The following is a 26313-nucleotide window of genomic DNA, read 5'->3' on the forward strand; positions in this document are numbered from 1 at the left end:
TTCGAACGGCCGCTCGGCGACGCCGGGCCGGACGACCACTGATCGAGAAGAAGCCGCTGCGACCGGGCATCCCCCAACGCCGGGAGCGAACTGAGGCGAAGCCTGCCGACGGCTCGCGCACGCCTGCGGGCGCACCCGCGGGCCTCGGCCGGCACAGCGACACGTGGATGGTTGAGCATGAGCGACTACGGTTATCGTTCGGACCCGCCCCCCGAGGACGGACGATCCTTCGGCGACGCCGGGCATTCGGGCGGCGCCTACGGGAGCGCCTCACCGCGCAATCGGTCCTACGGCAGCGCCTCCGGCAGGCAGCCGAGCAACGGCGACTACGGCTGGGGCGGCGGCGACTCGCCTCAGCCGGGCACCGGCTCGTACGGCTCCGCACCCAGGACGGGCTCCTACGGCGGATCCGCCTCCGGCAGCGCCTCGGTGGGGCGCGCCTCGGGCAGCGCCTCCGTCGGCGCCGGCCGCGCCTCGGTCGGCGGCGCCACGGGCAGCGCCTCGGTCGGCAGTGCCTCCGTGGGCAAGGCCACGGTCGGCTCGGCCTCCGTCGGGTCCGTGTCGGTCGGCAGCGCCCGGCCCGTCAGCCCCGCCGGCGAGAACACCGGCCGCGCCACCGTCGCCGGCAGGCGCCGCGCGGGACGCGCCGGAGCCGACGGCCTCAGCGAGGACGAGCTCAAAGAGCAGCGCAAGCTCAAGAAGAAGCGCCGCCGCCGCAAGGTCTACGCCGGGCTCATCGCCGTGGGCGTCATCTTCGTCGCCGCGATCACCGTCGTCGGCACCTGGTTCTACCAGGAAGTGCCGCCGCTCGACCAGCTCAGCCAGGACGGCGAGCCGACCACCTTCTACTACTCCGACGGGGAGACCGCGGCCGCCGCCTACGGCGAGGCCTACCGCGAGGAGGTCGGCGACCCCGAGAAGATGCCCGAGGTCGTCAAGAACGCGCTGATCGCCTCGGAGGACCGCAAGTTCTACGATCACGGCGGCGTCGACTACATGGGCACCACGCGCGCGCTGGTCAACAACGTCACCGGCGGCGACACCCAGGGCGCCTCGACCATCACCCAGCAGCTGGCCGGCATCGTGGCCGGCATCCGCGACGACATCTCCTACATGCGCAAGGCCCGCGAGGCCGTCATGGCGATGAAGCTGGAGCAGGACTACTCCAAAGACGAGATCATCACCTACTACCTGGACATGGCCTACTTCGGACGCGGCGCCTACGGCGTGGCCGCGGCCTCGGAGGTGTACTTCGGTGTGCCGGTCGACGAGCTGGACGCCGCCCAGGCCGCGTTCATCATCATGCAGGTGAAGTCGCCCAACGGCTACTACGACCCGTACTTCACGGACGCGTACGACGAGGGCGCCGCCACGGAGCGGTGGGAGTACGTCATGGGCGCCATGGTCGAGGAGGGCTACCTCAGCCAGGCGGAACGCGACGGCTTCGAGTTCCCCACGCCGACCGAGGAGTTCGAGGGCCGCGGATCCTGGGGCGGCGACACCCCGATCGGGTTCATCACCAACGAGATCGACGGCTACGTCTACGAAGAGCTCGAAGAGCGGTACGGCCTCACCAAGGAAGAGCTCAAGGGAGCCGAGGACGACACCGGCGGGTACCACGTCACCCTCAGCATCGACGCGGAGATCCAGCAGGAACTGGAGCGCACCGCCGACCGCGGCGAGATCGTGGTGGAACAGGACGACGACGGCAACTACCTCAATGAGAAAGGCGAGATCGTCGACTCGGTCGCGGACGCCGAGAAGGTCCTCACCGACGACGGCTACTGGCAGTTCGACAACTCCAACGACGACGCCGCGCTCGCCGGGTACGACCCGTCGATGATGACCGCGATGGTCGCCGTCGAACCGGGCACCGGCCGGGTCCTCGGCTACTACGGCGGCCCCGACGGCTTCGGCATCGACAAGGCGGGCGACGACTCCCCGCACCCGCCGTCGTCGACGATGAAGATGATCACCGCGGCCACCGCCATCGAGGAGGGCGCCTCCATCGAGTCCTGGTGGGACGCCAGCTCCCCGCGGGCCTTCGAGACGCTCGAACTCCCCGAGAGCGAGTCGTGCATCGGCTCGGGCGACTATCCGGACTGCACGCTGCGCAACGGCAGCCAGAACGAGCCCATGTACCTGACCCTCACCGACGCGGTGCGCGACTCCAAGAACACGCCGATGTACGCCATCGCCGAGGACTACGGCGTCGACACGATCGTCCAGAACGCCATCGAGATGGGCATGACCGAGATGCGTCAGACCGTCCAGCTCTACGACGAGAACGGCGACCCGCACGACGTGCCCGTCACCTACCACCTGTACCCCGACTCCACCTACTCGGTGCACGGGCAGACCGCGACCGCCGACGGCGAGTGGGTCACCGACGATGCGACCGGCGGCGGCATCGACAACGACGCCCCGGTGGCCGTCGACGGCAACACCCCGCAGGTGGACACCGAGGGCCGCCTGCTCGCCGACGAGGACGGCGAGCCCGACCGCCTGGACATCGGCGGCGAGGGCCCGACCGACCCGTTCTACTACCACCTGGCCTTCGGCCAGTACCCGACCAGCGTCCGGGACATGGCCGCCATGTACGCGACCATCGCCAACGACGGCACCGCCGTCGAGACCCACTACGTCGACAAGGTCATCGGCCCCGACGGCCAGGAGGTGCAGCCGAAGCGCGAACTGATCGAGACGCAGGCGCTCGACGCCGGCATCGCCCGCGACCTCCAGTGGGTCGGCTCCGAGATCGACGGCGGCTCCGAGGCACCGAGCCTCGAGCGGGACTTCTTCGGCAAGACGGGGACCTGGGAGGCCAGCGGCAAGGACAAGGACGGCGAGGACTACCCGTCCTCGTACAACGCGCACGCCTGGTACGTCGGCGCCGTCCCGCAGCTGTCCATCGCCACGTGGGTGGGCAACGTGACCTCCGAGTCCGACCCGATCTCCGACCCCGAGGGCAACTACGACAGCGTCTTCGGCGGCAACACCAGCTACCCCGTCTGGTACTCGGCGATGTCGCGGGTGCTCGAGGCCAAGGGCGACAACGACGGCTGGGAAGAGCAGGAGTGGGAGGAGAAGGCCGTCATCGGCTCCCCCATCACGACCGACATCGAAGAGGTCAACGGCACCTACTGCAATGCGAACCCGGAAGACCCGCGTTGCGCCCAGCAGGACGACGGCGACGAGGACCAGTGCGGCGACGAGAACGGCGGCGAAGGCGGCCAGGAATGCGATGACGGCGGCGGCGATGACGACGGCGGCGGCGGCGACGACGACGGTGGCGGCGGCGACGACGAGACGCCCACCGACGATCCGACGACGCCGGGCGAGGACGACGACTGCTGGTTCAACTGCCCCGAGGATCCGACGACGCCCGACGACGGCGGCACCGGCACCGAAGAGAACGGCGACAATAACGGCGGTCAATGACCACCCGGCGCGACCGTGACGAGCACCGACGACGGCATGGGACACAATGTGTGCCATGCCGTCGTCACGTTCCCAGGGCACTGACCGCGAAACCGCGCCAGTCGCACCCTCGCTCTCCGACCGTTTCGCGCGCCTCGCTTCAGGATTCATCGGCGGGCCGCTCGGCGACCGCGCCGTCGACCCGCCGAGGCGCCGCTTCTGGACGCCCCTGCGCGTCATCCTGTTCACCGGCCTGGTCTTCTTCGCCGTCTCCTGGCTCCAGAAGTACCCCTGCTCCGCGGGCTTCCCGGCCGACTGGGGCCAGTACACGCAGGCCTGCTACACCGACATCCGCGCGCTGTGGGGCGTCAGAGAGCTCGCCACGGGCGCCTTCCCCTACAGCGGAGCGGAGAATGAATACCCCGTCCTGACCGGCTGGCTCATGGGCGTCCTCGGCCAGATCGCCTACCGCGCCGGCAACGTCTTCGCCGTCGACGGCGGCACGATCTTCTACCACCTCAACGCGGCCACCCTCTTCGCCTGCGGCGTCGCCGCCATCGCGGTCCTGTACGCGATCCGCGCCGACAACCGCCGCACCGACCTGCTCGACGCGGGCGGCATCGAGGCGCCGCCGGACCGGCCCAGCCGCCCCTGGGACGCGATGATGCTGGCCGCCGCGCCGGTCGTGCTCGTGACCGCCACGGTCAACTGGGACCTGTTCGCCATCGCCCTGTCGATGCCGTTCTTCCTGTACTGGCAGCGGGGCCGCCCGATCCTGGCCGGGCTGTTCCTCGGCCTGGCCGTGGCCGCCAAGTTCTACGCCCTGCTGTTCGTCGGCCCGCTGCTGGTGCTCGCGCTGCGCCGCAGGCAGCTGATGCCGGCGCTCGCCGCCACCGCCACCGCCGCGCTCACCTGGGCTCTGATCAACGCGCCGGTCGCCGCGCTGTGGCAGGACAGGTGGCTGCGGTTCTTCGAGCTCAACTCCGAGCGCCCCGTCGACTGGGGCACCGGCTGGTACGTGGTGCGCGGCGTCACCGGCTGGGAGCAGCTGTGGGACCACGAGTTCGTCAACGACGCCTACCTCGTGCTGTTCGCGGCCGCCTGCCTCGCGATCGCCGCCCTCGGCTACTTCACCCACCGGAACGCCGCCCCTGAAGAGGACGTGGTGCCGCGCCTGGCGCAGCTGTGCTTCCTCGTGCTGGCCGCGTTCCTGCTGTTCGGCAAGGTCTGGTCGCAGCAGTACGTGCTGTGGCTCATCCCCCTGGCCGTCCTCGCCCGCCCCAAGTGGACGATGTTCCTGGTGTGGCAGGCCGCCGAGCTGTTCTACTTCATCTCGTTCTACGGCAAGATGCTCCAGGTCTCGGCCGAGGAGGGCCGCGGCATCCCCGAGTGGCTGTTCCTCACCGCCGCCTCGGCGCGCTGGCTGACCGTCGCCGCCATGTGCGCGATGGTGGTCTGGGAGATCCTCAATCCGCGTCTCGACGTGGTGCGAGGCCTTCGGCCGCGGCCCACGCCAGCAGTTCCGATTCGGCTTCCTCGCGAGTCAGCGGACCCCGCTCCAGCCGCAGCTCCTTGAGGTGCTTCCAGGCCCGGCCGACCTCCGGGCCCGGCGGCAGGCCGAGCAGCTCCATGATCGCGTTGCCGTCCAGGTCGGGGCGGACGGCGCGCAGGTCCTCCTCGGCGCGGATCCGGGCGATCCGCTCCTCGAACGCGTCGTAGTCGCGCTGGAGGCGCTCGGCCTTGCGCCGGTTGCGGGTGGTGCAGTCCGAGCGCACCAGCCTGTGCAGCCGCTCCAGCTCGTCTCCGGCGTCGGTGACGTAGCGGCGCACCGCCGAATCGGTCCAGCCCGACCGCCCGTAGCCGTAGAAGCGCAGGTGCAGGGCGATCAGGAGCGACACCGCCTGCACGTCGGCCTTGGGGAACTTCAGCGCCCGCATGCGCCCGCGCGCCAGGCGGGCGCCCACGACGTCGTGGTGGTGGAAGGTCACATTGCCGCCGGCGGTGACGCCCTTGGTCTCCGGCTTGCCGATGTCGTGCAGCAGCGCCGCCAGGCGCAGGATCACGTCGGGGCCCTCGTCCTCGAGGTCGACGGCATTGCGCAGCACCTGGAGCGAATGCTCGTAGACGTCCTTGTGCTGGGCGTGCTCGTCGATCTCCATGCGCAGCGCGCCCAGCTCGGGCAGGAAGCGCTCGGCCAGGCCCGTGTCCACCAGGATCCTGAGCCCGACCACCGGGTCGGGCGAGGACAGCAGCTTGACGAACTCCTCGCGGATCCGCTCGGCGGTGATCCGGTCCAGCTCACCGGCCATGGCCTTCATCGCCTCGAGCGTGCCGGAGTCGATCGCGAAGTCCAGCTGCGCGGCGAAGCGCGCGGCCCGCAGCATCCGCAGCGGGTCGTCGGCGAAGGACGACTCCGGGCTCGCCGGGGTGCGGATCGTGCGCCGCGCCAGATCGCCGATCCCGCCGAACGGGTCGCAGAAGTCGTGGCCGGGGACGCTGACGGCCATCGCGTTGACGGTGAAGTCGCGCCGCTCGAGGTCGTCGACGAGGTTGTCGCCGTACCGGACGATCGGGTTGCGGCTGACTCGGTCGTAGGCGTCGGCGCGGAACGTCGTCACCTCCACCTGCTGCCCGCGGAACCGCCCGCCGATGGTCCCGAAGTCCGCGCCGGTGGTCCACACCGCCGAGCACACGCCGCGCAGCAGCCGCTCGGTGTCCTCCGGGCGCGCGTCGGTGGTGAAGTCGAGGTCGCTGGTCGGCCTGCGCAGGACCGCGTCCCGCACCGAGCCGCCGACCAGATGCAGTTCGAAACCGGCCTCGGCGAAGACCCGCCCCAAGTCGTCGGCTATGGGCGGGACGGTAATTTCGGTACCGCTAGTGTTGTCAGACATCGCCGGGCAAGCTTAGCGGAGAGAGCGAGAATGGCCGAAAGTAGAGCGCGACCGAACAACGGCCCGCAGTCCGCGCCGTCTGGCCCGCCCTCGCCCATAGTCCCCGTCTACCGCACCGCGAACGCCAACAACAGCCCGGGTCTCGGCCCCATCGCCGATCCCGTGCCGCCCTCGCAGGGCGGCAAGAAGAGCGTGGCCCGCTCCAGCCTCCTGATGGGCGTCGGCTCGCTCATCAGCCGCGTCACCGGTTTCGGGCGCACGGTCGTCATCTCGGCGGCCATCGGCGCCGGGCTCCTGGGCAACTCCTACACGACCGCGCAGTACTTCCCCCAGATGATCTACGAGCTCGTCCTCGGCGGCGTGTTCGCGAGCATCATCCTGCCGCTGTTCGTGCGCTCGCACAAGAACGACCCCGACGGCGGCGACGCCTTCGCCCACCGCCTGCTCACCCTCGCGCTCCTCGTCCTCGGCGCCGCCGCGCTCATCGTCACCCTCGCCGCGCCGCTCATCGCCACCGCCATGGCCGAGCCGGTCCAGCGGGACCTGGTGACGCGCCTGTCCTACCTCATGCTGCCCGCGCTCATGTTCTACGGGCTGTTCGCGGTCCTGTCGGGCGTGCTCAACTCGCGCGAGCGCTTCGGCGCGCCCATGTGGGTGCCGATCATCAACAACCTCGTCGTCATCGCCGTCGGCGCGGTCTTCTTCCTCGTCTACACGCGCGATGCGACCCCCGACGCCGACGGCTTCCTGTTCATGGAGGCCGACCAGGTCAGCGCCGGGATGCTGCTGCTCCTGGGCGGCGGGACCACCGCCGGCGTCGTCATCCAGGTCCTGTTCCTGGCCCCGGCGCTGCGCAAGGCCGGGTTCCGCTGGCGGCTGCGGTTCGACTTCAAGGCGCTGCCGATGGCCGACATCCGGCGCATGGCCGCGTGGACGCTGCTGTTCGTGGCGGCCAACCAGGTCGCCGTCATGGCCGTGGTCAAGATCGCCAACGCCGCCTCCGGGAACGCCGAGGACGGCGGCCCGTTCGTGCCCGGCACCACCGTCTACAACAACGCCTACCTGATGATGATGATGGCCCACGGCATCGTCGCCGTCTCGGTCATCACCGCGCTCATGCCGCGCATGACGCGCGCGGCCGACGACCGGCGCTGGTCGGAGCTCACCGGCCACCTCTCCGGCGGCGTCCGCATGGCCTCGTTCCTGCTGGTGCCGATCAGCGCGGCCTTCATCGCCCTGCACGAGCCGATCGGCATGGCCATCTTCCAGTGGGGCGCCTACGAAGCCGAGCAGGCGCTCGCCACCGGCACCGCCCTCGCGATCGTCGGCGTGATCCTGATGCCGTTCTCGGTCAGCCAACTCCAGATCTACGCCTTCTACGCGCAGACCGACACCAGGACGGTCGCGCTGTTCAACCTGCCGGTGATCGCGTTCCGCATCGGCGGCTACCTGCTGGCGTTCGCGCTGCTGCCCGCGCAGTGGGTCGTGGTCGGGCTGCTCGTCTCGAACGGCGTCTCCTACCTGGTCAGCCTCCTGCTGTCGATGGGCCTGCTGCGCAAGCGGCTCGGCCTGCTGGGCATGCGCAAGGTCGCCTTCGGCCTGCTGCGCACCACCACCGCCGCGGCCCTGGCGGGCGTGGCCGCCTGGCTCGGGTGGCTGGCCTGGCCGGACGTGACCGGATCGAAGCTCGGGCAGCTGGCGGCGGCGGCGGTCCTGGGCACGGCCCTGATAGCCGTCTACATCGCCGCGTGCCTGGTATTGCGGGTCACTGAGATGTCGTCGCTCAAGACCACAGTGCGCGCAAAGCTGCGACGATGAGGCAAGTACCATCCATACGTGTGCCCGACGGCTCCTCGGCCGGCCGGACCCGCGGACGTCCAGGTGGCGAACGCCACGATCCGGCACGGTCCGCCCGGCGGCATTGCGAGCCCTTTGGACTAGCCCATCGGGGTCCGCGGTGAAGTCCGCGAACTCCGGATCGGCACAGACCCCTTGCCGGGTCGCACTTAGAGGGGAGGACCCCGCACCATGAGTTCTGTCGACGTGCCGTCCGTGGGAGACCTGCTCGCGGAACGGTACCGCCTCGAAGAACACGTCGGAGGCGCAGGCGGCCACCGCCAGCTGTGGCGGGGCGTGGACGTCCTCCTGCACCGCAGTGTCGCCGTGGTGCTGCGCTCCCCCGGCGGCGACGACGCCGCCCCCACCATGACAGCGGCGGTGGCCGCCTCGCGGACCCACGTCGACTCGATGGTGGACGTCTACGACGCGGTCGACGAGGGCCGCTTCGCCTACGTCGTCAGGGAATGGGTCAACGGCTCGTCCCTGCGCGGCGTGCTCGCGCAGCAGCCGCTCGCCCCGACGCACGCGCTCGAACTGGTCGCCTCCGTCGCCGACGCGGTCGCCGCCCTCCACGACGGCGGCGTCACCCACGGCGACCTGCACCCCGGCGCGGTGCTGCTGTCCGAGGACGACCGGGTCATGGTCACCGAGCCGCGCAACGAGCCGGGCAACACGCCCGTCGGCGACGTCCGCGCGCTCGGCGCCACCCTCTACGCCTGCCTGACCGGCACCTGGCCGCGCGTCGTCCCGGCCGAGAACACCGGCCTGCCGGACGCGCCCACCGACGAATGGGGCCGCACGCTCGACGCGCGGTCCGTCGTCCCCGCCGTCCCCGAGACGCTGTCCCGCCTCACCGGCGACCTGCTCGACACGGGCGAGGCCCCGCCTTCGGCCGCCGAGCTCGCGATCGAACTGCGGGGGCTCGCCGAGACCGGCGGCGCCGGCGCGGCCGACGGATCGCCCGCGCCGCGGAAGAACCCGCTCGCCGCCATCGGGAAGAACCCGATCGCGACCTTCGGCTCCGGCTCGACCGCGAACCCCGAATCGCCTCCGGCGGGCATGAAGCGCCTGGCCGTCATCGCCGCGATCGTCGCCGCCGTCGTCTTCGCCGGCGTGGTCACCAGCGCCCTCGTGTGGGGCGGCGGCGACGACCCCGGCTCGAACGAGAACTCCCTCGGCCTGACCGGGGACGACGCCTCCTCCTCGGACGAGGGAGAGCCGGCCGACGAGAACACCGAGGTCGCCCCGCCGGAGGCGGCAGAGCTCAGCGCCGAGGACCTGCGCGTCGTCGACCCGCCCCCGGGCAACCGCACCGAGCTGGAGGGCGTCGAGGCCGTCATCGACGACAACGCCTCCACCGGCTGGTCCACCGACACCTACAACGGCGCCGACTTCGGCAACCTCAAAGCCGGCATGGGCATCCTGATCGACCTCGGCGAGGCCCGGGAGGTCACCTCGGTGCGCGTCCAGATGACCAGCGCCGGCGCGACGGTCGGCCTGCTCGCCGGCGACGAGGACCCGGGCGACTCCAGCGACGGCGACCAGGAGATCCTCGACTCGTTCTCGACCCTCGCCGAACCGGTCGAGGACGCCGACACCAACGTCGAACTCCAGGCCGGCGGGACCTCCACCAGGTATGTCGTAGTGTGGATCACGAACCTGCCGCCCTCCCCGGGCGGATACAAGCTCACGATCAGCGACATCAACGTCTTCGTCCGGTAGGAGCCCATGCCCGCCGCCCCGCGCCAGCCCGAACGCGGTTCGCCCTCGGAATTCGACCCCGTGCCGAACCAAGGCCCCACCGACGCCTGGAGCGACGCCGAACTGCTGTCGCGCCACGTCGCGGGCGACAGGGACGCGTTCGGGGAGCTGTTCCGCCGCCACCGCGGACGGCTGTGGGCGGTCGCGGTGCGCACGCTCGCCAACCCCGAGGACGCGGCCGAGGCGCTCCAGGACGCCATGATCAAGGCCTACCAGGCCGCCGGCTCGTTCCGCGGGAACGCCGCCGTCACCACCTGGCTCCACCGCATCGTCGTCAACGCCTGCCTCGACCGGATCCGCTCGGCCGGGCGGCGCCCGACGGTGCCGCTGCCCGAGACCGAGCTCCGCTCGGCGGACGGCGCCGACCCGGCGGCCTCGGCGCTGCGGCTCACCGTGCACCGGGCCTTGGCCGAGCTCCCGTTCGACCAGCGGGCCGTGCTGGTGTACATCGACATGCTCGGCTACCCCGTCGACGAGGTCGCGGCGATCCTGAAGATCCGGCCGGGCACCGTCAAGTCCCGGGCCTCGCGGGCGCGCAAGCGCCTGGCCTCGCGGCTTCCCGAGTTCGATCCGGCGCGCGCGGGCGCCCAGGCCCCGCACCGGCCGCCGGCGGGGAACCCGCCCGAGCGGCGGGGCGTCGAACCGGGTACGACCGACGACCACGGGCCGGTTCGAGAGGAGGGAGGCCGCTGATGAGCACGCGACGCGAAGACGAAGCCGAGACCACCAGGCTGCTGCGTGCCGCCTCGAGCGAGTACGACGACCTCCCGCCGAACGTGGCCGACCGGCTGGACCGGGTGCTCGAGCAGCTGCCGACGGCCGACACCCTCCGCCTCCACGCCCCCGAGGAGCGGCCCGCTCCCAGCTGGCTGGAGCGGCTGCGCGCCCGGCGCCTCCAGTACGCCCTGATGAGCGCCACGGCCGCGCTGCTGGTGACCGTCGGGGCCGTGGCCGCGGCGGTCCAGGTCGTCTCCACCGCCGGCGGCAGCGGCGACGCCGGGGTGATCGCCGAGGAGAACGCCGGCGGAGCGCCCGAGCAGAGCGGGGCCGAGCAGGAGGACGCGGGCGCGCCCGAGACGGCCGAGGAGGACGAGCTCGCGGCCGAAGGCGAACCCGAGGAGCAGGGCACCGAAGGCGTCGACGAGTCCGGCAGCGTGGAGGTGTTCGCGACCGGCACCGATTACAGCTCGGGCTCCGACGTGCTGACCGCCCTGCGCGAACTGGGCGTGGAGAGCCCCAGCGGGACGGTCCCCGAAGAGCTGGCCGGCCTGGCCGAGGGCGGCGTGCTGTGGGAGAACTGCCAGGAGGCGATCGCGCTGCGGTACGACAGCCTGATCGTCGCGGCCGACTTCGCGCGCTTCGAGACCCAGCCGGCCGTCGTCGCGCTGCTCGTCTCGGACTCCGGCGAGATGGCCGTGGCCCTCACCCCCGACTGCGGGAACGGCCACATCGGGGAGCTGTTCGTCCAGGAGTGAGCCCGGCCTGGACGTGAGTCCGGCCACGTCCGGCGGCCCCGCCTGTCACACCCCCGCCACAGGCGCGGGGCGCGGAATTTCCTGTCAATAGGATGACGTTGAAGCTGTCAGCCGCGGGGCACGGCTCACGCTTCACCGAGACGGGGCGAGAGCCCCCGCGACAACCGCCGAAACACCGCTGAGGAGCATATTCCGGTGAGCGAAACACGCGATGTCATCATTATCGGTTCGGGGCCGGCCGGGTACACGGCCGCGTTGTACACCGCCCGGGCCAATATGCGCCCGCTGGTCTTCGAGGGCTCGCAGTTCGGCGGTGCGCTCATGCAGACGACCGAGGTCGAGAACTACCCGGGCTTCCCCGACGGCATCATGGGCCCCGATCTGATGGATCAGTGGCGCAAGCAGGCCGAACGCTTCGGCGCCGAGCTGGTCGCCGACGACGTCACCCGCGTCGACCTCACCGGCGAGATCAAGCGCGTGTGGGTCGGCGACGCCGAGTACGCCGCCCGCGCGGTCATCCTCGCCACCGGCTCGGCCTTCCGGCCCTTGAACGTCCCCGGCGAGAACGAGCTGATGGGGCGCGGGGTCTCGGCGTGCGCGACCTGTGACGGGTTCTTCTTCCGCGACCAGCACATCGCCGTGGTCGGCGGTGGCGACTCGGCGATGGAGGAGGCCACGTTCTTGACCAAGTTCGCCGCCAAGGTGACGATCCTGCACCGCCGCGACGCCTTCCGGGCCTCGCAGATCATGGCCGACCGGGCGCTGGCGAACCCGAAGATCGAAGTCGAGTGGAACACCGTGGTCGACCGGATCCTGGGTGAGGGCGGCAAGGTCGCCGGGGTGGAGGTGTCGGACACCGTCACCGGTGAGCAGCGCAAGCTCGATGTGACCGGTCTGTTCATCGCGATCGGCCATGACCCGCGGTCGGAGCTGTTCGCCGGGCAGGTCGAGCTGGACTCCTCCGGCTACGTCAAGGTCGACGCGCCGTCGACGCGCACCAACCTCGCGGGGGTCTTCGCCGCCGGTGACCTGGTCGACCACACCTATCAGCAGGCGGTCACGGCCGCGGGCACCGGCTGCGCCGCCGCCCTCGACGCCGAGCGCTACGTCTCCAGTCTGGGCGATTGAGCCCGCCCCACAACCCGATCGAATAGCAGGAGGATGCCCATGGGCGCCATCAAAGCAGTCAGCGACACCGACTTCCAGTCCGAGGTGCTCGAATCGAGCAAGCCGGTCCTGGTCGACTTCTGGGCCGAATGGTGCGGCCCCTGCAAGAAGGTCGCCCCGGTGCTCGAAGAGCTGGCCGCCGAGTCCGACGCGGTCGAGATCCGCAAGCTGGACACCGACGCGAACCCGGAGACGACCCGCAAGTTCCAGGTGATGAGCGTGCCGACCATGATCCTGTTCAAGGACGGGCAGCCCGCCGACCAGCTCATCGGCGCCCAGCCCAAGGCCGCCATCAAGCGGTTCCTGGAGAAGTAGCCCGACGAGACCGGAAGGGGCGGCGCATTCGCGCCGCCCCTTCCGTCGTCTCGGCACGGCGGCACGAGCCGCGCCCTCACCCGGAAGCCGGGATCACAAGCCGCCGTAGCGGTGGATGCCCGGCTGATCGGAGCGCGGCCGGATGATGCTCGGTTCGTCGAGGAACTGCTCCAGCTCGAAGTCGTCGAGCTCGAACCACTCCACTGGCTCGGGCAGCTCCGCCGACTCCACCGCCTTCGGCTCCCGGCCGACCGTCGGACGCAGCTCCAGGCGCAGCCGCGGATAGCGCGGATCCGAACGCACCGTCTTGAACCCGACCGAGCGGTAGAAGTCCGCCGGCACCAGGCACGCGTTCGACTCGGCCCGCGCGTCCCCGAACGCCTCCAGCGCGTAGATGCCCCGGCGCGCCACGTCGGCCGCCACGGTCTGCACGAGCTGGCGGCCCAGCCCCGTCCCGCTGTACGCCGGCTTGACATAGGCCGTCATCAGCAGCGCCGCGTCCGGCGACACCGGCCCCGACGGGAACTCCACCGACCGCGGCACGAACTTCGGCGAGGCGTAGGTGATGAACCCCGCGACGCGATCCCCCTCGTAGGCGATCCTGCCGCAGCCGCCCCACTCCAGCAGCGTCTGCGACACCCAGGCCTCCTTCTCCAAGCCCGGGTCGTCCACCTCGTCCGACTCGGCGCACAGCGGCGACAGCTCCCAGAACACGCACGAGCGGCACCGCTCCGGAACGGATTCCAAGGAGTCGAGCGTGAGATTGACCATGCGACGATGCACCAGACCAGATTACGTCGCGCGCATGTCCGCATGATGGAAAACACGCACGTCCCTCGTGGCATGTGCTAGTAGAGTGGGCCGATCGGCGTCTCGACACCGTAGGGTGGTCTTCAGCGCTTCACGCGCGGGCATCGGTTCGATCCCCATCACAGATCCAACGCGCACAACAGACTCAACGCCCGCAGGCGAGGTCCGCGGGCGATGCAGACCCTTGAAGGAGGTCTCCGCGTGTCCGGTACAACGCTCGACGATTACACCGGTCGGTACGCATCCCGGGTTCACGGGATGGCACAGTCGGAGATCCGCGCACTGTTCTCGGTCGCCAGCCGCCCCGAGGTCGTCTCCCTCGCCGGAGGCAACCCCTACACGGCCGCGCTCCCCATGGACGAGCTCGGCGAGATGTTCACGCGCCTGTTCGACCAGAAGGGCGCCGAGGCCCTCAGCTACTGCCCCGGCCAGGGCAGCACCGCGCTGCGAGAGGTGCTGTGCGACGTCATGGACCTGTCCGGCGTCCACGCCTCCGCCGACGACCTCGTCCTGACCAACGGCGCGCAGCAGGGCCTCGACCTGCTCGCCCGCACCTTCCTCGACCCCGGCGACATCGTGCTCGCCGAAGGGCCCACCTACGTCGGCGCGCTCGGCGTCTTCCAGGCCGCGCAGGCCGACGTCCGGCACCTGCCGATGGACGACGACGGCCTCGTCCCCGAGGGGCTCGAGCAGTCGCTCACCGAGCTCGAACGCGAAGGTCGCCGCGCGAAGTTCCTGTACACGATCCCGACGTACCAGAACCCGGCCGGCGTCACGCTCACCGACGAGCGGCGCGAGCGGATCCTCGCGATCGCCGAGCGCCACGGCCTGCTCATCGTCGAAGACGACCCGTACGGCATGATCTCGTTCGACGGCGCCCCGCCGGCGCCGCTGCGCGCCCGCACCGAACGCGGCATCATCTACCTCGGCACCGTCTCCAAGATCTTCGCCGCGGGCCTGCGGCTCGGCTGGGTCCTCGCCCCGCCGGCCGTGCGCGACAAGCTCGTCCTCGCCGTCGAGGCGTCGATCCTGTGCCCCTCGGGGCTCATCCAGGAGGCCACGCTCCGCTTCTTCACCGAGATGGAGTGGCGCCAGCAGGTCAAGGTCTTCGCCACGCTCTACCGCGACCGCCGAGACGCCCTGCTGTCCGCGCTCACCGACTACATGCCCGAGGGCATGAGCTGGACGCGGCCGGGCGGCGGCCTGTTCGTGTGGGCCACCCTCCCCGAAGGGCTCGACTCCAAGGCGATGCTGCCGCGCGCGCTCCAGGAGCGCGTCGCCTACGTGCCGGGCACCGGCTTCTACGCCGACGGCAACGGCCGCCGGCAGATGCGCCTGAACTTCTCCACCCAGTCCTCCGAGTCGATCCGCGAAGGCGTCCGCCGCCTGGCCGGCGTCGTCGCGGGCGACATCGAGCTGCGCGACACCTTCGCGGGAGGCGGGGCATGAGCGACAGCGCGGCGGCAGCCGAGGTCCGCGTCCTGATCCTCGCAGGAGGCATGTCCTACGAGCACGAGGTCTCGCTGAAGTCCGGCCGCAGGGCCGCCGCGGCGCTCCAGCGCCAGGGCATGGTCTGCGACATCCGCGATCTCGGCGGCGACCTGCTGCCGGCCCTTCAGGAGTTCCCGCCGGACGTCGTGCTGCCGCTGGTGCACGGCGCCCCCGGCGAGGACGGCTCGCTGCGCGGCGTCCTGGAGCTGTCGGACATCCCGTTCGTGGGCACCGGCGCCGTCGGCGCCCGGCGGGCGTGGAACAAGTCGATCGCCAAGGACCTCCTGCGCGGCGTCGGCATCCCGACCCCGGACTGGGCGACCATGCCGCGGCAGGCGTTCTCGGACTTCGGCGCGCGGAAGCTCCTGGACCGGATCGGCGCCAAGATGGGCCTGCCGCTGGTCGTCAAGCCGAACTCGGGCGGCTCGGGGCTCGGCGTGCACGCGGTCCACAAGGAGGACGACTTCCCGTCGGCGATGATGGGCTGCTTCTCCTACAGCGACGAGGCGCTCGTCGAGTCGTTCGTCGAGGGCCGCGACATCGCGGTCGGCGTCGTCGACTTCGGCGACGGGCCGACGGCGCTGCCGCCGGTGGAGATCACGCCGCTGCACGGCGACTACGACTACGCGGCCCGCTACAACCCGGGGGCGACGCGCTGGACGGTGCCGGCGGGCCTCGACGATGCCGTGGCGGCGCGCGTCGCCGACATCGCGGTGTCGGTGCACAAGACCCTCGGCCTGCGGGACATGTCGCGAGTCGACCTCATGGTGGACGACGCGGGCGGCATCCAGGTGCTCGAGGCGAACGTGGCGCCGGGGACCACCGAGACCTCGCTGCTGCCGATGGCGATCGAGGCGGCGGGGCTGGACTTCGGCGAGACCCTCGCGAAGATGGTGCGCCTGGCCCTGGCACGGGCCTGAGACCGCGATGTTTCACGTGAAACGGCCGCGACGCCTCCACTAGAGCGCACCGGTCATTCGGCGGGCCAAGTCGGTCCGGCCGCGTTCGTCGGACGAGCCGGCGTCAGTCGTCGGCGAGCCAGGCGGCGATGTACTCCAGGTTCATCTGCCACTCGTGCTCCTCGACCGGCGGCAGGATCTCGTCCCACATCGTCATGAACGGCCCGCGGAGTTGGAGGAAGCCGTGCGGGCGGGCGAGGAACCACTGCTGGAGATGCGCCGTCCCGTCGCCCCAGCGGTTCACGTGGACCTGCGCCACCGACTCCAGCGAGCGGATGGCGCGCTCCAGCCGCACCGTGAGCACCCCGAGCTCGGCGGCGTGCATCGTCGAGAGGTCCCCGAGGTCCAGGTGCGCGCGAGGCTCGAGGATCACCACGACGGGGAGCCCGCTGGGCGCCGGCGGGCTCTTGAGCCGCCAGCGCTCGTTCGACCAGAGGTAGGCGCTGTCTGGCGTATGGCACGCCGTGCACTGCTCCTGGCGGGCGCCGCGCCTGGGCGGCTCGGCGCTGACCGGGTCTTGGAGCGATTTGAGGCGCATGTCTCCCTCGAAGGGGAAGGCCGGCCAGTCGACGAAGGCGGGCAGCTCGGAGCGACTGCCGCTCGCGGGCTGGTTTCGCTGCTGCTGCTTGGGATTCGAGTGTGCTGGCTTGGAATTCTGGCCGGGGGTACTCGCTGATGCCACACCCGAAAGGTACCGCATTCCTGCGAGCCTGGAAAGCACCGGAATCAACCTCTTGGTGAAGCTTGCGAACCATCGCCCGCACGCTGCGGAGGTATCGACTCCCCGCATCGGGTCCGAATGGTGCACATCATGGTCAGACGCGCCGTTTCGGGTCCGATAGTGACGTGCGCCCATATGGCGGGAAGGGGCTGTCGGTCGGGTGCGGGCTTAGGGCAAGCTGGTAGGCGTGCAAGCAACAGTGACTGATAGTTCCACGCCGGAGGTGTCGCCGGTCAACGGCGACGACGTCTCGGTTCTGGTGGATCCGCCGGTCACCGCCGCGCTCGTCGATGAACTCAGCCACCTCTGGGTACGGGTCACGAACGCCGGCGGTTCCGTCGGGTTCGTCCCGCCGGTGAGCATCGACGAGGTTCGCCCTCACACCGTTTCCATTCTCGCGCGAGTGATCGACCAGACTGACACGCTGGTCGCTCTAAAGGAAGGAGCCGCCATTGTCGCTTGGTGTGTTCTCACATCAAACGACAGCCCGCCGAGGCAGGGATGGCGCACCATCCGCCACGTCCAGGTCGACCCGGAGCGTCAGGGCGGCGGCCTTGGTGGCAAGCTTCTCGCGGCGGTCGATCGAGTGGCACGCGAGAAGCTCAAGCTGGAGGCGTTGAGCCTGAAGGTCCGCTCAGGGACCGGTGCCGACGCGTTCTACCGGAGGCACGGCTTCACGGAGGTCGGACGACTGCCGCGCGCGGTGCGCGTGGCCGACGACGATTACCGCGACGACATCATCATGTGGCGCGAACTGAACTGACCCGCCGCGGCGGGACCACGAATGCCAATGGGTGTGGGGCGATGTTTCACGTGAAACATCGCCCCACACTCGTGCCGTGAGTGGGTGCCCCCTCGACAGGAGTGCCGGCGTTCAAGACCCGAAGCACGAGTGTGGACGCGAAGCCGGTCCGAGCCAGCGGCAAGATCGAGCGGTTTGACCGCACCAATGCCGAAGGGGTGCGCCCGCTGCCCCGTGTCGCGCGCGCCGGACGCCGCGCCGCACTGCCCGCCCGGCGCATCATCATGGCGCCCATGCCGCGATCAGAGGCGGTCACCCATCAGACGACTCTGGCCGAGCTCCCAGCCGTCGTGTCTGAGCCGTGTCCTCCGATCCGGGCAATCCGCATTCAGCCCGCCCGCCGGTCGGGCCCACCACCGCCACCGGGCGCCGCTGCGCGGCGGCGAGCTGTGTGCCCGCCCGCTGCGTCGGCGGGAAGCCCGGCTACCACCTCAGCAGCCGGACTCCCTTCCGTCCTCTTGGCAAAGCCATGCACGGCCCGCGAGCTTCGCCGGGAACCTGTTCCGAGTTCGATGGCTTGTCGCGGTCGCCCCTGATGCGATGGGGCGGGCCGACTGTCGGCACCGGCTGCGCGAGCCCTCTATGCTCGCGAGGTGAATATCTGGACGGTGTTGTGCGCGTTGCTGGCCTGGCCGTTGCTCATCAGCGGTGCCGTGATGGCGGTCCGGTCCATCTACCGGCAGCACCGGCTCAAACAGGAAGCAGCTGAGAGGAAACGGTTCATCGACGAGCAGATCCGGCGCAGCGAGGGCGGATGACGGGCCTCCGAGACGGCAAGGCGCTCGGCCGCCGGCTCGCGAAGAGGATCGATGCCTCCGGTCCCCGTCCACCACCAGCCGCACGAGGGTCGGCCTGGCAGCCCGACCGAGCGGATGCCGCGAGCGCGCCCAATCCCCGCCGGGCGGCAGGAAGACGGGGAAGCCGCGAGACGGCCGCTCCGGCGCCTCGCTCCTTCGGTGCTCCGAGACTGTCCGCCGCCCGCGCCCAGGCGGCGGGGAAGGATCTCGGCCCGCGCCGCGCCCCGGCGCGAGGCCACCCCAGTCGCGACGCGCGCGGGCAGTCGCGGCGCCCTTTCGATCCGCCGCGGCGGGCCGCACGACACCGCTGGGCGAGCTCGGGGATGCGGTGCCGGGGAGGGGTGAACGCGAGCCCGTTCGGTCCTGGCGAGCCGGCGTTCACGTGAGCCGTTGCGGCACTCGGGAGCGTCGGGGGCCCAGGGCCCGAGCGGCGCCCGCGAACGTGCAAGACTCGCCGGTGCGCCCGCGCCATAGCCATGCCGCTGGGTGAGAAAGGCCGGGCTGGCCGGGCCCCGCGGGAAAGCCGCGATCCGGGCTCGCCGTCGGCCCTGCGCGTCCCCGAGGACCGGCACTCCGGGGGTCCGGCCCGACGGTGAAGGCGGCCGCCGGATTCAGAGCACGGCGCTCCGCGTCCCGGGGAACGGGTCTCCCCCGCCGGCCGGCTTCGACTCAGGAGCTGCCCGCGGCAGACGGAACAGCAACCCGCGTCACGGCATGGCATGCGCTCGGCCCCGGCCACGGCACCGGCCGTCCCCGCGCGGACGCGAACCGGCGGTGCCGCGCCTCGGTTATTCGACGCCGATCTGCTCGACGATCCTGTCGAGGTCGGCGAGCGAGCCGAACTCGATGACGATCTTGCCCTTCTTCCTTCCCCACGAGACGTTGACCTTCGTCTCGAAGTGATCGGAGAGGCGCTCCCTCAGATCATCGAGACCCGGCGCCTTGACGCGGTCCTTCGCAGACGTCCGCGCCGAGCTCGCCCTCGGCTCGTCGAGTTCCGGCGTCTCCTCCAGGCGGCATGCCGTCACGAGCTCCTCGGTGCTGCGCACCGACAGGCCTTCGCTGATGATCCTCTCGGCGATGTGCTCCTGCGTGTCACTGCTGTCGAGCCCGAGCAGCGCCCGAGCGTGGCCCGCGGTCAGTACACCCGCCGCGACCTTCGTCTGCACGGTCCCCGGCAGGCTCAGCAGCCGGATCATGTTGGAGATCTGCGGCCGGCTGCGGCCGATGCGCTTGGCGAGTTCTTCCTGTGTCACGTTGAACTCTTCGAGGAGCTGCTGATAGGCCGCGCCCTCCTCGAGCGGGTTCAGCTCGACGCGGTGGATGTTCTCCAGCAGCGCCTCGCGAAGCAGTTCGTCGTCTGAGGTGCGCCGGATGATCGCCGGGACGCTCTCCCAGCCCAGCGCCGTGGCGGCGCGAAGCCGCCGCTCCCCCATGACGAGCTCGTACCTGGCGCCGTCGTCGGCGCCGCCCACCGACTCGCTCTCGGCCTTCTCACGGACCGCGATCGGCTGGAGCATGCCGACCTCGGTGAGCGAGATCTGGAGCTCCGCCAGGTGATCCTCGTCGAAGACCAACCGCGGCTGCTTCGGGTTGGTGGCGATCTCGTCGATCCGGATCAGCTGGAAGCTCGCACCGGGCACCGGAACCAGATCGGAGTCGGGCGTCGATGTTTCACGTGAAACATCGACCGTGGCGACCGCCGACGTTTCACGTGAAACATCGCGATCGCCGGGGACCGCCTGCCGCGGCGCGCCGTTCGCCCGGCGGGCCTCGTCGACCTCGTCGACTTCGGTGGTCGTGCTCTCAGCCAGTCCGGTGGGGATCAGTGCCCCGAGCCCCCGGCCGAGCCCTCCACGTTTCGTCGCCGCCATCGACTACTTCCCGCCCTTCTCGTTCTGCTGACCCGCACGCCGCGGGTTCAGTTTCATGCCCCTCCGGGCGATCTCCTCGGCAGCCTCGAAATAGCTCGTCGCCCCTCTCGAACCGGGGTCGTACGTCATGATCGACTGACCGTAGCCCGGGGCTTCCGAGACGCGGACGCTGCGCGGCACCACCGCGTCGAGCACGATCTCGCTGAAGTGGCCGCGCACCTCCTGCTCCACCTGGTCGGCGAGCTTGGTGCGCTTGTCGTACATCGTGAGCAGGATCGTCGACACCCGAAGGCGGCCGTTCAGGTGGGCCTTGACGAGTTCGATATTGCGGAGGAGCTGCCCCAGCCCTTCGAGCGCGTAGTACTCGCACTGGATCGGGATGAGGATCTCCTCCGCCGCGACGAGCGCATTGACGGTGAGCAGGCCGAGCGAGGGCGGGCAGTCGATGAAGATGTAGTCGAGTTCGCCCTCGTAGGCCTCGATGCTCCTCTGGAGCCGGGCCTCGCGGGCGACGACGTTCACCAGTTCGACTTCGGCCCCGGCGAGGTCGATGGTCGCGGGGATGCACTGCAGCGAGGGAATGCCGTCGACGCGTTGGGCGATCTCGTCGAGCGGCATGCCGTCGACGAGTGCCTCGTACACGCTGGCGGTGCCGGCACCGTGCTCGACGCCCAGACCGGTCGAGGCGTTGCCCTGCGGGTCGAGGTCGATGACCATGACGCGGTTGCCGTGAAGCGCGAGAGCCACGGCGAGGTTGACAGCGCTCGTGGTCTTGCCGACGCCGCCCTTCTGGTTCGCCACCGCGAACACGCGCCGCCGCGGCGGGCGCGGCATGGTGACGGTGCCCGCCGGGTTCAGGACGCGGACGGCGCGCTGTGCCTCGCGAGCGAGCGGGAGATCGTCCTCGAGCGGGTCGCTCTGCTGCGGGATCTCGTCACCGTGGTCTGCGGCAGGGGCGGTGTCGTGCTCGGTCGGCGCCGTGGGCTGCTCCGTCTCGAATGCGCGCGAGGCCGCGGATCCTCTGCCCGACGACCGGCGGCCCGTCTTACCGGCCTCGGCCTCCGGTGCAGTGTGGCGCCCGGTCTTGCCTCGTTGCTTTGTGGTTCTGCGCATCCCGTCCCATTCCCCGCCGTCGTCCGACCGATCGTTCTGACTGCGGAAGACCGGGTCGGTGCCGCCGGCCGCGTAGCCGTAGCTTGGACCGGTCTCCCTCGAGACCGATTCTGACCCAGTGGACCCATAGCGCTGCGCTTCGCCACCCGGCGACTGTGAAGTTTCTCGGTAGCGGCGCCGTCGAGGAGTTGAGCCTTCCTCGCTCACTGCGGCATCGAGGATGTTCTTGATGCGGCGTTCCGCCGGGGTGTCACTGCCGAAAGAGTTCTGGTGTTCACGATCTTCTGGGGGAAGGGGGTCGCGCACATTCACCGCCACAGATTACGGGCCAGATGTTTCACGTGAAACATCGACCCCGTTCTTGAAGAACCTTACGAGCCATACACTAGCCCAGCAGAATGAAATCCGCCGTTGTCGCGGCACCGACGAAACCAGGCGGTCATTCACGAAAGCGGTGATTCCCGTTGCGGGAGTTCACCTTTGATTGATCAAGCGGTGCTGTCGGCTTGTGGTCGTTCCCCGACGACGGCAGGCGGCCGGTACGGCCAGCGCCGCGGCCCGCGATCGAGGACGCGCCATCGAGCCGGGGTCACGGCTGCAACGCTCCCGACCGATCCCGACCTTCCTCGCCCGGCAGGCAGCGCATTGCCGCGAGTGCCTGCCCAACCGGCGTCCTTCCCGGCGCCCGCAGGTGCCGCCCATAGCCGACGAGTTCAGCGACTGCCCACGCCGTCCGGTCCCGGGTGTTCGAGGGTGCGGCAGCGGTACTCGTGTGAACGCCGGTTCGCCGGGGCCGAATGACGCCCCTCGGAGGTTCACCCGCTCCGGTTCCCCCGAACGCGCCCAGCGGCCACCCGCCGCGACGCATCGGAGGGACGCCGGGCTGCCCGCGCGGGACGCGAGCGGTGGCCTCGTGCGGGGCCGCGGTGCGGGTTGAGGCCCTTCCCTGCCCGGGACAGGTGGCGATCAGTCGGCATGCCGAGGAGCGGATGTTGCCGGGTTTGCGGCTGCGTGGGATGGCAGACGGCGGGTTGGGGTGGCTGGTGCCGTGGCCGTGGTCGGGTGCGTGCCGTGCTGTGGTGCGGGGTGAGGGTCTTCCCGGTGGTTGGTGGTGTCGGTCCGGTGATCGTGGGTGCTGGTGGCGGTCAGCGGTGTGTCGAGCGGGCGGGGCGCGATGTCGGGGCCGCGAAGCGGCACCCGTGCGAGCCGGGCGGTGTGCCAGAGGCTGGAGACACCGAACCCTTCGCAAGCCGGCGGCCAAGTGCCATGCCCGCGGCGCTGCGGCACCGTGCCCGGCGAGCATCGCACCGGAGCAGGCGAGCGATACAACCCGGCGGCCGACCACAGCGCGGCCGGCCCTTCGCTACCGGATCCGTTCGATCCTCACCACCGTCGTCGGCACCGTGAACCCCGGCTCGGCGAGTTTCTTCTGCCCACACGTCTCCACGCCGACCCCGCCACCACCGGCCGACCTGACCTCCCGCGCGTCCCGCTCCACCTCTTCACCGGCGCTCCGACCCTTGACCGCCAACACCACACCGCCCACCCGAGCCAAGGGCAGGCACCAGCGGGCCAGCTTGCCCAGCGGCGCCACCGCCCTGGACACCACCGCGTCCGCCCGGCCCTTCGGATCCACTTCCTCGGCCCTGGCTCTGAGCACCTCCGCGTTGTCGATGCCGAGGGCCTCCACGACCTCTTCCAGGAAGTCGACCCGCCGCTGCATCGGCTCCACCAAGGTCACCCATACGTCGGGCCGCGCCAGCGCCAGGGGAATGCCCGGCAAGCCCGCCCCCGAGCCCACGTCGATCACGTCCGCGTCCGGGTCGATCAGCTCGCCGATCACCGCGCTGTTGAGCACGTGCCGCCCCCATAGCCGCGGCACCTCCCGCGGGCCGATCAGGCCTCGCTCGATCCCGGCGGTGCTCAGCAGACCGACGTAGTCCTCGGCCTGCCTGATCCGTTCCTCGTCGCCGAAGACAGAGGCCAATGTTTCACGTGAAACATTGGCCTCGGCGTCTTCAGAGCTCGTCGGCTCCTGTGTCATGAGTTCTTTTCGTCTCCGGTCCGCGCCATCGAGGCGGGCCCCGCCGATCGCGGAACCCGCATGGCCCAAGACGCTATTCGGGCTTGACCACGACCCGGCGGCGCGGTTCGGCGCCCTCGGATTCGCTCTGCACGCCCGCGGTCGCATTGATGACGTCGTGGACGCACTTCCGCTCGAAGGCGCTCATCGGTTCGAGCTTCGCCACTTCACCGGTCTCGATGACCTTCTTCGCGGTCTTCTCGGCCAGGTCGGCCAGCTTCTTGCGCCGCCCCGCCCGGTAACCGCCGATGTCCAGCATCAGCCGCGAGTGCTCGCCGGTCTTGCGGTACACCGCGAGGCGACACAGCTCCTGCAGGGCCTCAAGGGTCTGGCCCTTCGGCCCGACGAGCCCGCCGAGATCCTCGCCCACGATCTCGACCTGCGGGCGGTCGCCGACCACCAGCTCGTCGATGTCGCCATCGAGGTCGAGAATGTCCAGCAGGCCTTCCATGTAGTCGGCCGCCACTTCGCTCTGCTCGAACAGTTCGTCTTCGGAGGCCACCTCGTCCTCCCGCACCGTTGCTCCCATGATCGTTAACTATGTCCTATCGCTAGTTATAAGCCTAGTTTGCCCCATTGTGACTGACCCCAAACGGCTTACGCGGCCTGGGAGCCGCCCCCCTTGCCTTTTTTCTTCCCGCCGCCCTGCTGCGCGCCGCTGACCTTCTTGGCCCGCGCGATGCGTTCGGCCCGCGAGAGGTTCTTCCCCGACCCGGGGCCGCCCTGCCTGGCGTTGTTGGTCGAGTTCGAGCCGCCGCCCTTGTTCTGCGCCTTGTCCTGCGGCGACTTGCTCTGCTTCGGCTTCTGTCCCGGCTTCGGGGCCAGCGACTTGCGGCGCTCCTCGGCCTCCCGCTGCTCGGCGAGCATCTGCTCGTGCGCCTTGGTGCCCGGCTTCGGCGGCTTGTTGGCGGAGTTCTGCTGCGGCGGCGGGTACTTGCGGAGCACGTACTGCTGCTGCGCCAGCGAGAACAGGTTGTTGACGGTCCAGTAGATGACCACGCCGACCGGGAAGATGCCGCCGGAGAAGAGCATGATCACCGGGATGCCGTACAGCATCACCTTCTGGATCATGCGCTGGTTGGCGTCCTCGGACCAGCCGGTCTTGAGGATCATCTGACGCGTCGTCAGGTAGGTCGTGAGGATCATCGCGGCGACGAGGATGCCCGTGACGATCTTGACGTTCATCATCGAGGCGCCGACCTCGGAGAGGTCCGCCTCGCCGGTCATGAAGGTGCTCCAGAACGGGGCGCCGAACAGGTCCGCGTTGACGTAGGAGTTCCAGTCCGAGTCCGGGCCGTCGTTGATGCCAGACCAGTAATACTCTTCCGTGAGCTTGGTCTGGTGCGGGTCGGGGCGGCGGAGCACCCAGAACAGGCCGAGGAAGACCGGCGCCTGGAGCAGGATCGGCAGGCAGCCCATGAGCGGGTTGGCCTTCTCCTTGCGGTAGAGCTCCATCATCTCGCGCTGGAGCGTCTCCCGGTCACCCTTGTAGCGCTCCTGGAGCGCCTTTATCTCCGGTGCCAGCTTCTGCATCGCCCGCTGCGAGCGGATCTGCTTCACGAACAGCGGGAAGAGGATCACCCGGAGGGTGATGACCATGCACACGATCGCCAGCACCCACGCCCAGTCGGTCGCCAGGGCGTGCGCGCCGTTGAATACGCTGCTCCACAGGTCGTGCCACAGCAGCAGCAGCCACGACACCGCGATGTAGATCCAGTGCAAGGTCACTGGCGAACTCCAGTCGTCTCAATACCAACAGTTGGCTCGGGTACGGCTCGAGGGGTCGTGCGGTGAAGCTCGTGAGCCGTGTCTGAGCTTCCCCGCGGAGGGGGCACCGGGTCGTAGCCCCCCGGATGGAAGGGGTGGCACCGTCCCAGTCGCCGCAGGCTCAACCATATGCCACGGAGCGGGCCGTGAATGGACAGCGCCTCGAGGGTATATGCGCTGCAACTGGGGTAGAAGCGGCACCGGTTGGGTATGGCCGGGCTTATCCAACGACGGTACGCGACGATCGGCAGGCTCACCACCCGGGTCGCGGCGGCCGAGAGGGGGCCGTTCATCACAGACCCCCGCCCGAGTCGGTTTCGCGCCGGCCCTTGCGAGGACGTCCGCCGCGCGCCCTGGCGACGGCCTCCGCCAGGTCGCGGCTCAGTTCACCGAAGTCGCGCTCGGCCGCCTTGGGGGTGGCGCGCACGATCACGTCGGTCCCGGCGGGCCAGCTCGGCATCTGCTCGGCGACCGCGTGGCGCAGCCGACGCTTCACCTTGTTGCGGACGACGGCGTTGCCGACGGCCTTGGAGACGACAAAACCCGCCCGTGCCGGATCATGTCTCTCGGCATCGGACGGTGTCGTGCGCGGCGGGGACTGCGTCGCCTCCCGGCGCGGAGGGCCGCTCGCCCAGTGGACGACGACGCCGCCTCGGGCGGCCCTGCGGCCTCGCTTCAGCGCCGAGCTGAAGTCCCGACTGCGGCGAATGCGTGCGTCGACTGGAAGCACCTGGTTCACCCTCTCCACGGCCGGCGTCGCGGCCGCGAATGTGACCGGCGGCGAAGCTTGCGAGCGGTGGACTGGCCAGGCGGCAAGCCTCGGCCGCTCAGACGGTCAGGTTCTTGCGGCCCTTGCGGCGACGAGCGTTGATGATGGCGCGCCCGGCACGGGTGCGCATCCGCAGCCGGAAGCCGTGGGTGCGCTTGCGACGGCGGTTGTTCGGCTGATAGGTGCGCTTGCTCACGTCGGATTTCTCCCATTACGAATCAATTGACCGCCCCGGCCCTGCCCGGGACGCAGGAGTCAG

Annotated in this window: 23 protein-coding genes; 12 read left to right on the top strand and 11 right to left on the bottom strand. The window is 70.2% G+C overall.

Features of this window, described 5'->3' with window-relative positions; genetic code table 11:
- Positions 1-177: 177 nt before the first annotated feature.
- Entirely contained in the window at positions 178-3441 is a 3264-nt protein-coding gene (locus YWW_RS33620) for a transglycosylase domain-containing protein (protein WP_051325248.1), read from the top strand.
- A 55-nt stretch (positions 3442-3496) separates the two neighbouring features.
- Positions 3497-4996, top strand: coding sequence for a glycosyltransferase family 87 protein (locus YWW_RS27685; RefSeq protein WP_051325249.1), 1500 nt, complete (start codon positions 3497-3499; stop codon positions 4994-4996).
- Here YWW_RS27685 and YWW_RS0101575 read toward each other — a convergent pair.
- Positions 4887-6311 carry a CCA tRNA nucleotidyltransferase gene (locus YWW_RS0101575; RefSeq protein WP_026928718.1) on the bottom strand — a complete coding sequence of 475 codons (1425 nt, stop codon included), beginning with the start codon at positions 6309-6311 and terminating at the stop codon, positions 4887-4889. The genes YWW_RS27685 and YWW_RS0101575 overlap by 110 nt on opposite strands.
- 30 nt (positions 6312-6341) lie before the next feature.
- Here YWW_RS0101575 and murJ point away from each other — a divergent pair, with 30 nt between their 5' ends.
- From murJ to trxA, 6 genes are all read left to right on the top strand, one after another.
- Positions 6342-8129, top strand: coding sequence for a murein biosynthesis integral membrane protein MurJ (gene murJ, locus YWW_RS27690; protein WP_162145903.1), 1788 nt, complete (start codon positions 6342-6344; stop codon positions 8127-8129).
- Between the two features lie 210 nt (positions 8130-8339).
- Positions 8340-9872, top strand: coding sequence for a protein kinase family protein (locus YWW_RS0101585; RefSeq protein ID WP_081687108.1), 1533 nt, complete (start codon positions 8340-8342; stop codon positions 9870-9872).
- 6 nt (positions 9873-9878) lie between these two features.
- Complete coding sequence (gene sigM, locus YWW_RS27695; RefSeq protein WP_081687109.1) at positions 9879-10604, top strand: RNA polymerase sigma factor SigM; 726 nt, start codon at positions 9879-9881, stop codon at positions 10602-10604.
- Entirely contained in the window at positions 10604-11386 is a 783-nt protein-coding gene (locus YWW_RS0101595; RefSeq protein ID WP_026928720.1) for a hypothetical protein, read from the top strand. The genes sigM and YWW_RS0101595 overlap by 1 nt, the downstream gene beginning before the upstream one ends.
- A gap of 195 nt (positions 11387-11581) precedes the next feature.
- Complete coding sequence (trxB, locus tag YWW_RS0101600; RefSeq protein ID WP_026928721.1) at positions 11582-12514, top strand: thioredoxin-disulfide reductase; 933 nt, start codon at positions 11582-11584, stop codon at positions 12512-12514.
- Between the two features lie 39 nt (positions 12515-12553).
- Entirely contained in the window at positions 12554-12868 is a 315-nt protein-coding gene (gene trxA / locus YWW_RS0101605; protein ID WP_026928722.1) for a thioredoxin, read from the top strand.
- A gap of 93 nt (positions 12869-12961) precedes the next feature.
- Here the strand turns inward: trxA and YWW_RS27700 are convergent, their stop codons facing one another.
- The gene (locus YWW_RS27700; RefSeq protein ID WP_081687110.1) at positions 12962-13651 is read right to left on the bottom strand and encodes a GNAT family N-acetyltransferase; all 690 of its coding nucleotides are present in this window, start codon (positions 13649-13651) and stop codon (positions 12962-12964) included.
- 228 nt (positions 13652-13879) lie between these two features.
- On the opposite strand from YWW_RS27700, the gene YWW_RS27705 reads away from it, so the two are divergent.
- On the top strand, positions 13880-15127 hold the full coding sequence (locus YWW_RS27705) for an aminotransferase class I/II-fold pyridoxal phosphate-dependent enzyme (RefSeq protein WP_051325252.1): 1248 nt from the start codon (positions 13880-13882) through the stop codon (positions 15125-15127).
- Positions 15124-16089: a D-alanine--D-alanine ligase family protein gene (locus YWW_RS0101620; protein ID WP_026928723.1), complete on the top strand. Its 966-nt coding sequence runs from the start codon at positions 15124-15126 to the stop codon at positions 16087-16089. The genes YWW_RS27705 and YWW_RS0101620 overlap by 4 nt, the downstream gene beginning before the upstream one ends.
- A 103-nt stretch (positions 16090-16192) precedes the next feature.
- Here YWW_RS0101620 and YWW_RS27710 read toward each other — a convergent pair whose 3' ends face one another.
- Positions 16193-16666 carry a hypothetical protein gene (locus tag YWW_RS27710; protein ID WP_245595323.1) on the bottom strand — a complete coding sequence of 158 codons (474 nt, stop codon included), beginning with the start codon at positions 16664-16666 and terminating at the stop codon, positions 16193-16195.
- Between the two features lie 370 nt (positions 16667-17036).
- Between YWW_RS27710 and YWW_RS0101630 the strand changes: the two genes are divergently transcribed.
- Both YWW_RS0101630 and YWW_RS35640 read left to right on the top strand, forming a co-directional pair.
- Positions 17037-17612, top strand: a complete 576-nt coding sequence (locus YWW_RS0101630) for a GNAT family N-acetyltransferase (protein ID WP_162145904.1) — start codon at positions 17037-17039, stop codon at positions 17610-17612.
- A 632-nt stretch (positions 17613-18244) separates the two neighbouring features.
- Positions 18245-18409: a hypothetical protein gene (locus YWW_RS35640; RefSeq protein ID WP_155829807.1), complete on the top strand. Its 165-nt coding sequence runs from the start codon at positions 18245-18247 to the stop codon at positions 18407-18409.
- Positions 18410-19236: 827 nt separating this feature from the next.
- On the opposite strand, the gene YWW_RS0101640 is transcribed toward YWW_RS35640, so the two are convergent.
- The 8 genes from YWW_RS0101640 to rpmH form a co-directional block, all read right to left on the bottom strand.
- A complete protein-coding gene (locus YWW_RS0101640; protein ID WP_026928725.1) occupies positions 19237-20322 on the bottom strand; it encodes a ParB/RepB/Spo0J family partition protein in 1086 nt (361 codons plus the stop codon).
- Positions 20323-20325: 3 nt separating this feature from the next.
- A complete protein-coding gene (locus YWW_RS27715; RefSeq protein ID WP_081687112.1) occupies positions 20326-21435 on the bottom strand; it encodes an AAA family ATPase in 1110 nt (369 codons plus the stop codon).
- Between the two features lie 1363 nt (positions 21436-22798).
- A complete protein-coding gene (gene rsmG, locus YWW_RS0101650; RefSeq protein WP_026928726.1) occupies positions 22799-23479 on the bottom strand; it encodes a 16S rRNA (guanine(527)-N(7))-methyltransferase RsmG in 681 nt (226 codons plus the stop codon).
- A gap of 73 nt (positions 23480-23552) precedes the next feature.
- Complete coding sequence (locus tag YWW_RS0101655) at positions 23553-24047, bottom strand: Jag family protein (protein WP_035697472.1); 495 nt, start codon at positions 24045-24047, stop codon at positions 23553-23555.
- A gap of 68 nt (positions 24048-24115) precedes the next feature.
- Positions 24116-25246, bottom strand: a complete 1131-nt coding sequence (yidC, locus tag YWW_RS27720; RefSeq protein WP_081687113.1) for a membrane protein insertase YidC — start codon at positions 25244-25246, stop codon at positions 24116-24118.
- Entirely contained in the window at positions 25243-25578 is a 336-nt protein-coding gene (gene yidD / locus YWW_RS34695; protein ID WP_081687138.1) for a membrane protein insertion efficiency factor YidD, read from the bottom strand. The genes yidC and yidD overlap by 4 nt, the downstream gene beginning before the upstream one ends.
- Positions 25578-26015 (bottom strand): ribonuclease P protein component, encoded by a 438-nt coding sequence (gene rnpA, locus YWW_RS0101665; protein ID WP_026928728.1) that lies wholly within the window; start codon positions 26013-26015, stop codon positions 25578-25580. Before rnpA ends, yidD begins: the two co-directional genes overlap by 1 nt.
- A gap of 97 nt (positions 26016-26112) precedes the next feature.
- Positions 26113-26250: a 50S ribosomal protein L34 gene (rpmH, locus tag YWW_RS0101670; protein WP_026925243.1), complete on the bottom strand. Its 138-nt coding sequence runs from the start codon at positions 26248-26250 to the stop codon at positions 26113-26115.
- Positions 26251-26313: the final 63 nt, after the last annotated feature.

It is taken from the genome of Glycomyces tenuis DSM 44171, from assembly GCF_000427885.1.
In the GTDB taxonomy this organism is placed as follows: domain Bacteria; phylum Actinomycetota; class Actinomycetes; order Mycobacteriales; family Micromonosporaceae; genus Glycomyces; species Glycomyces tenuis.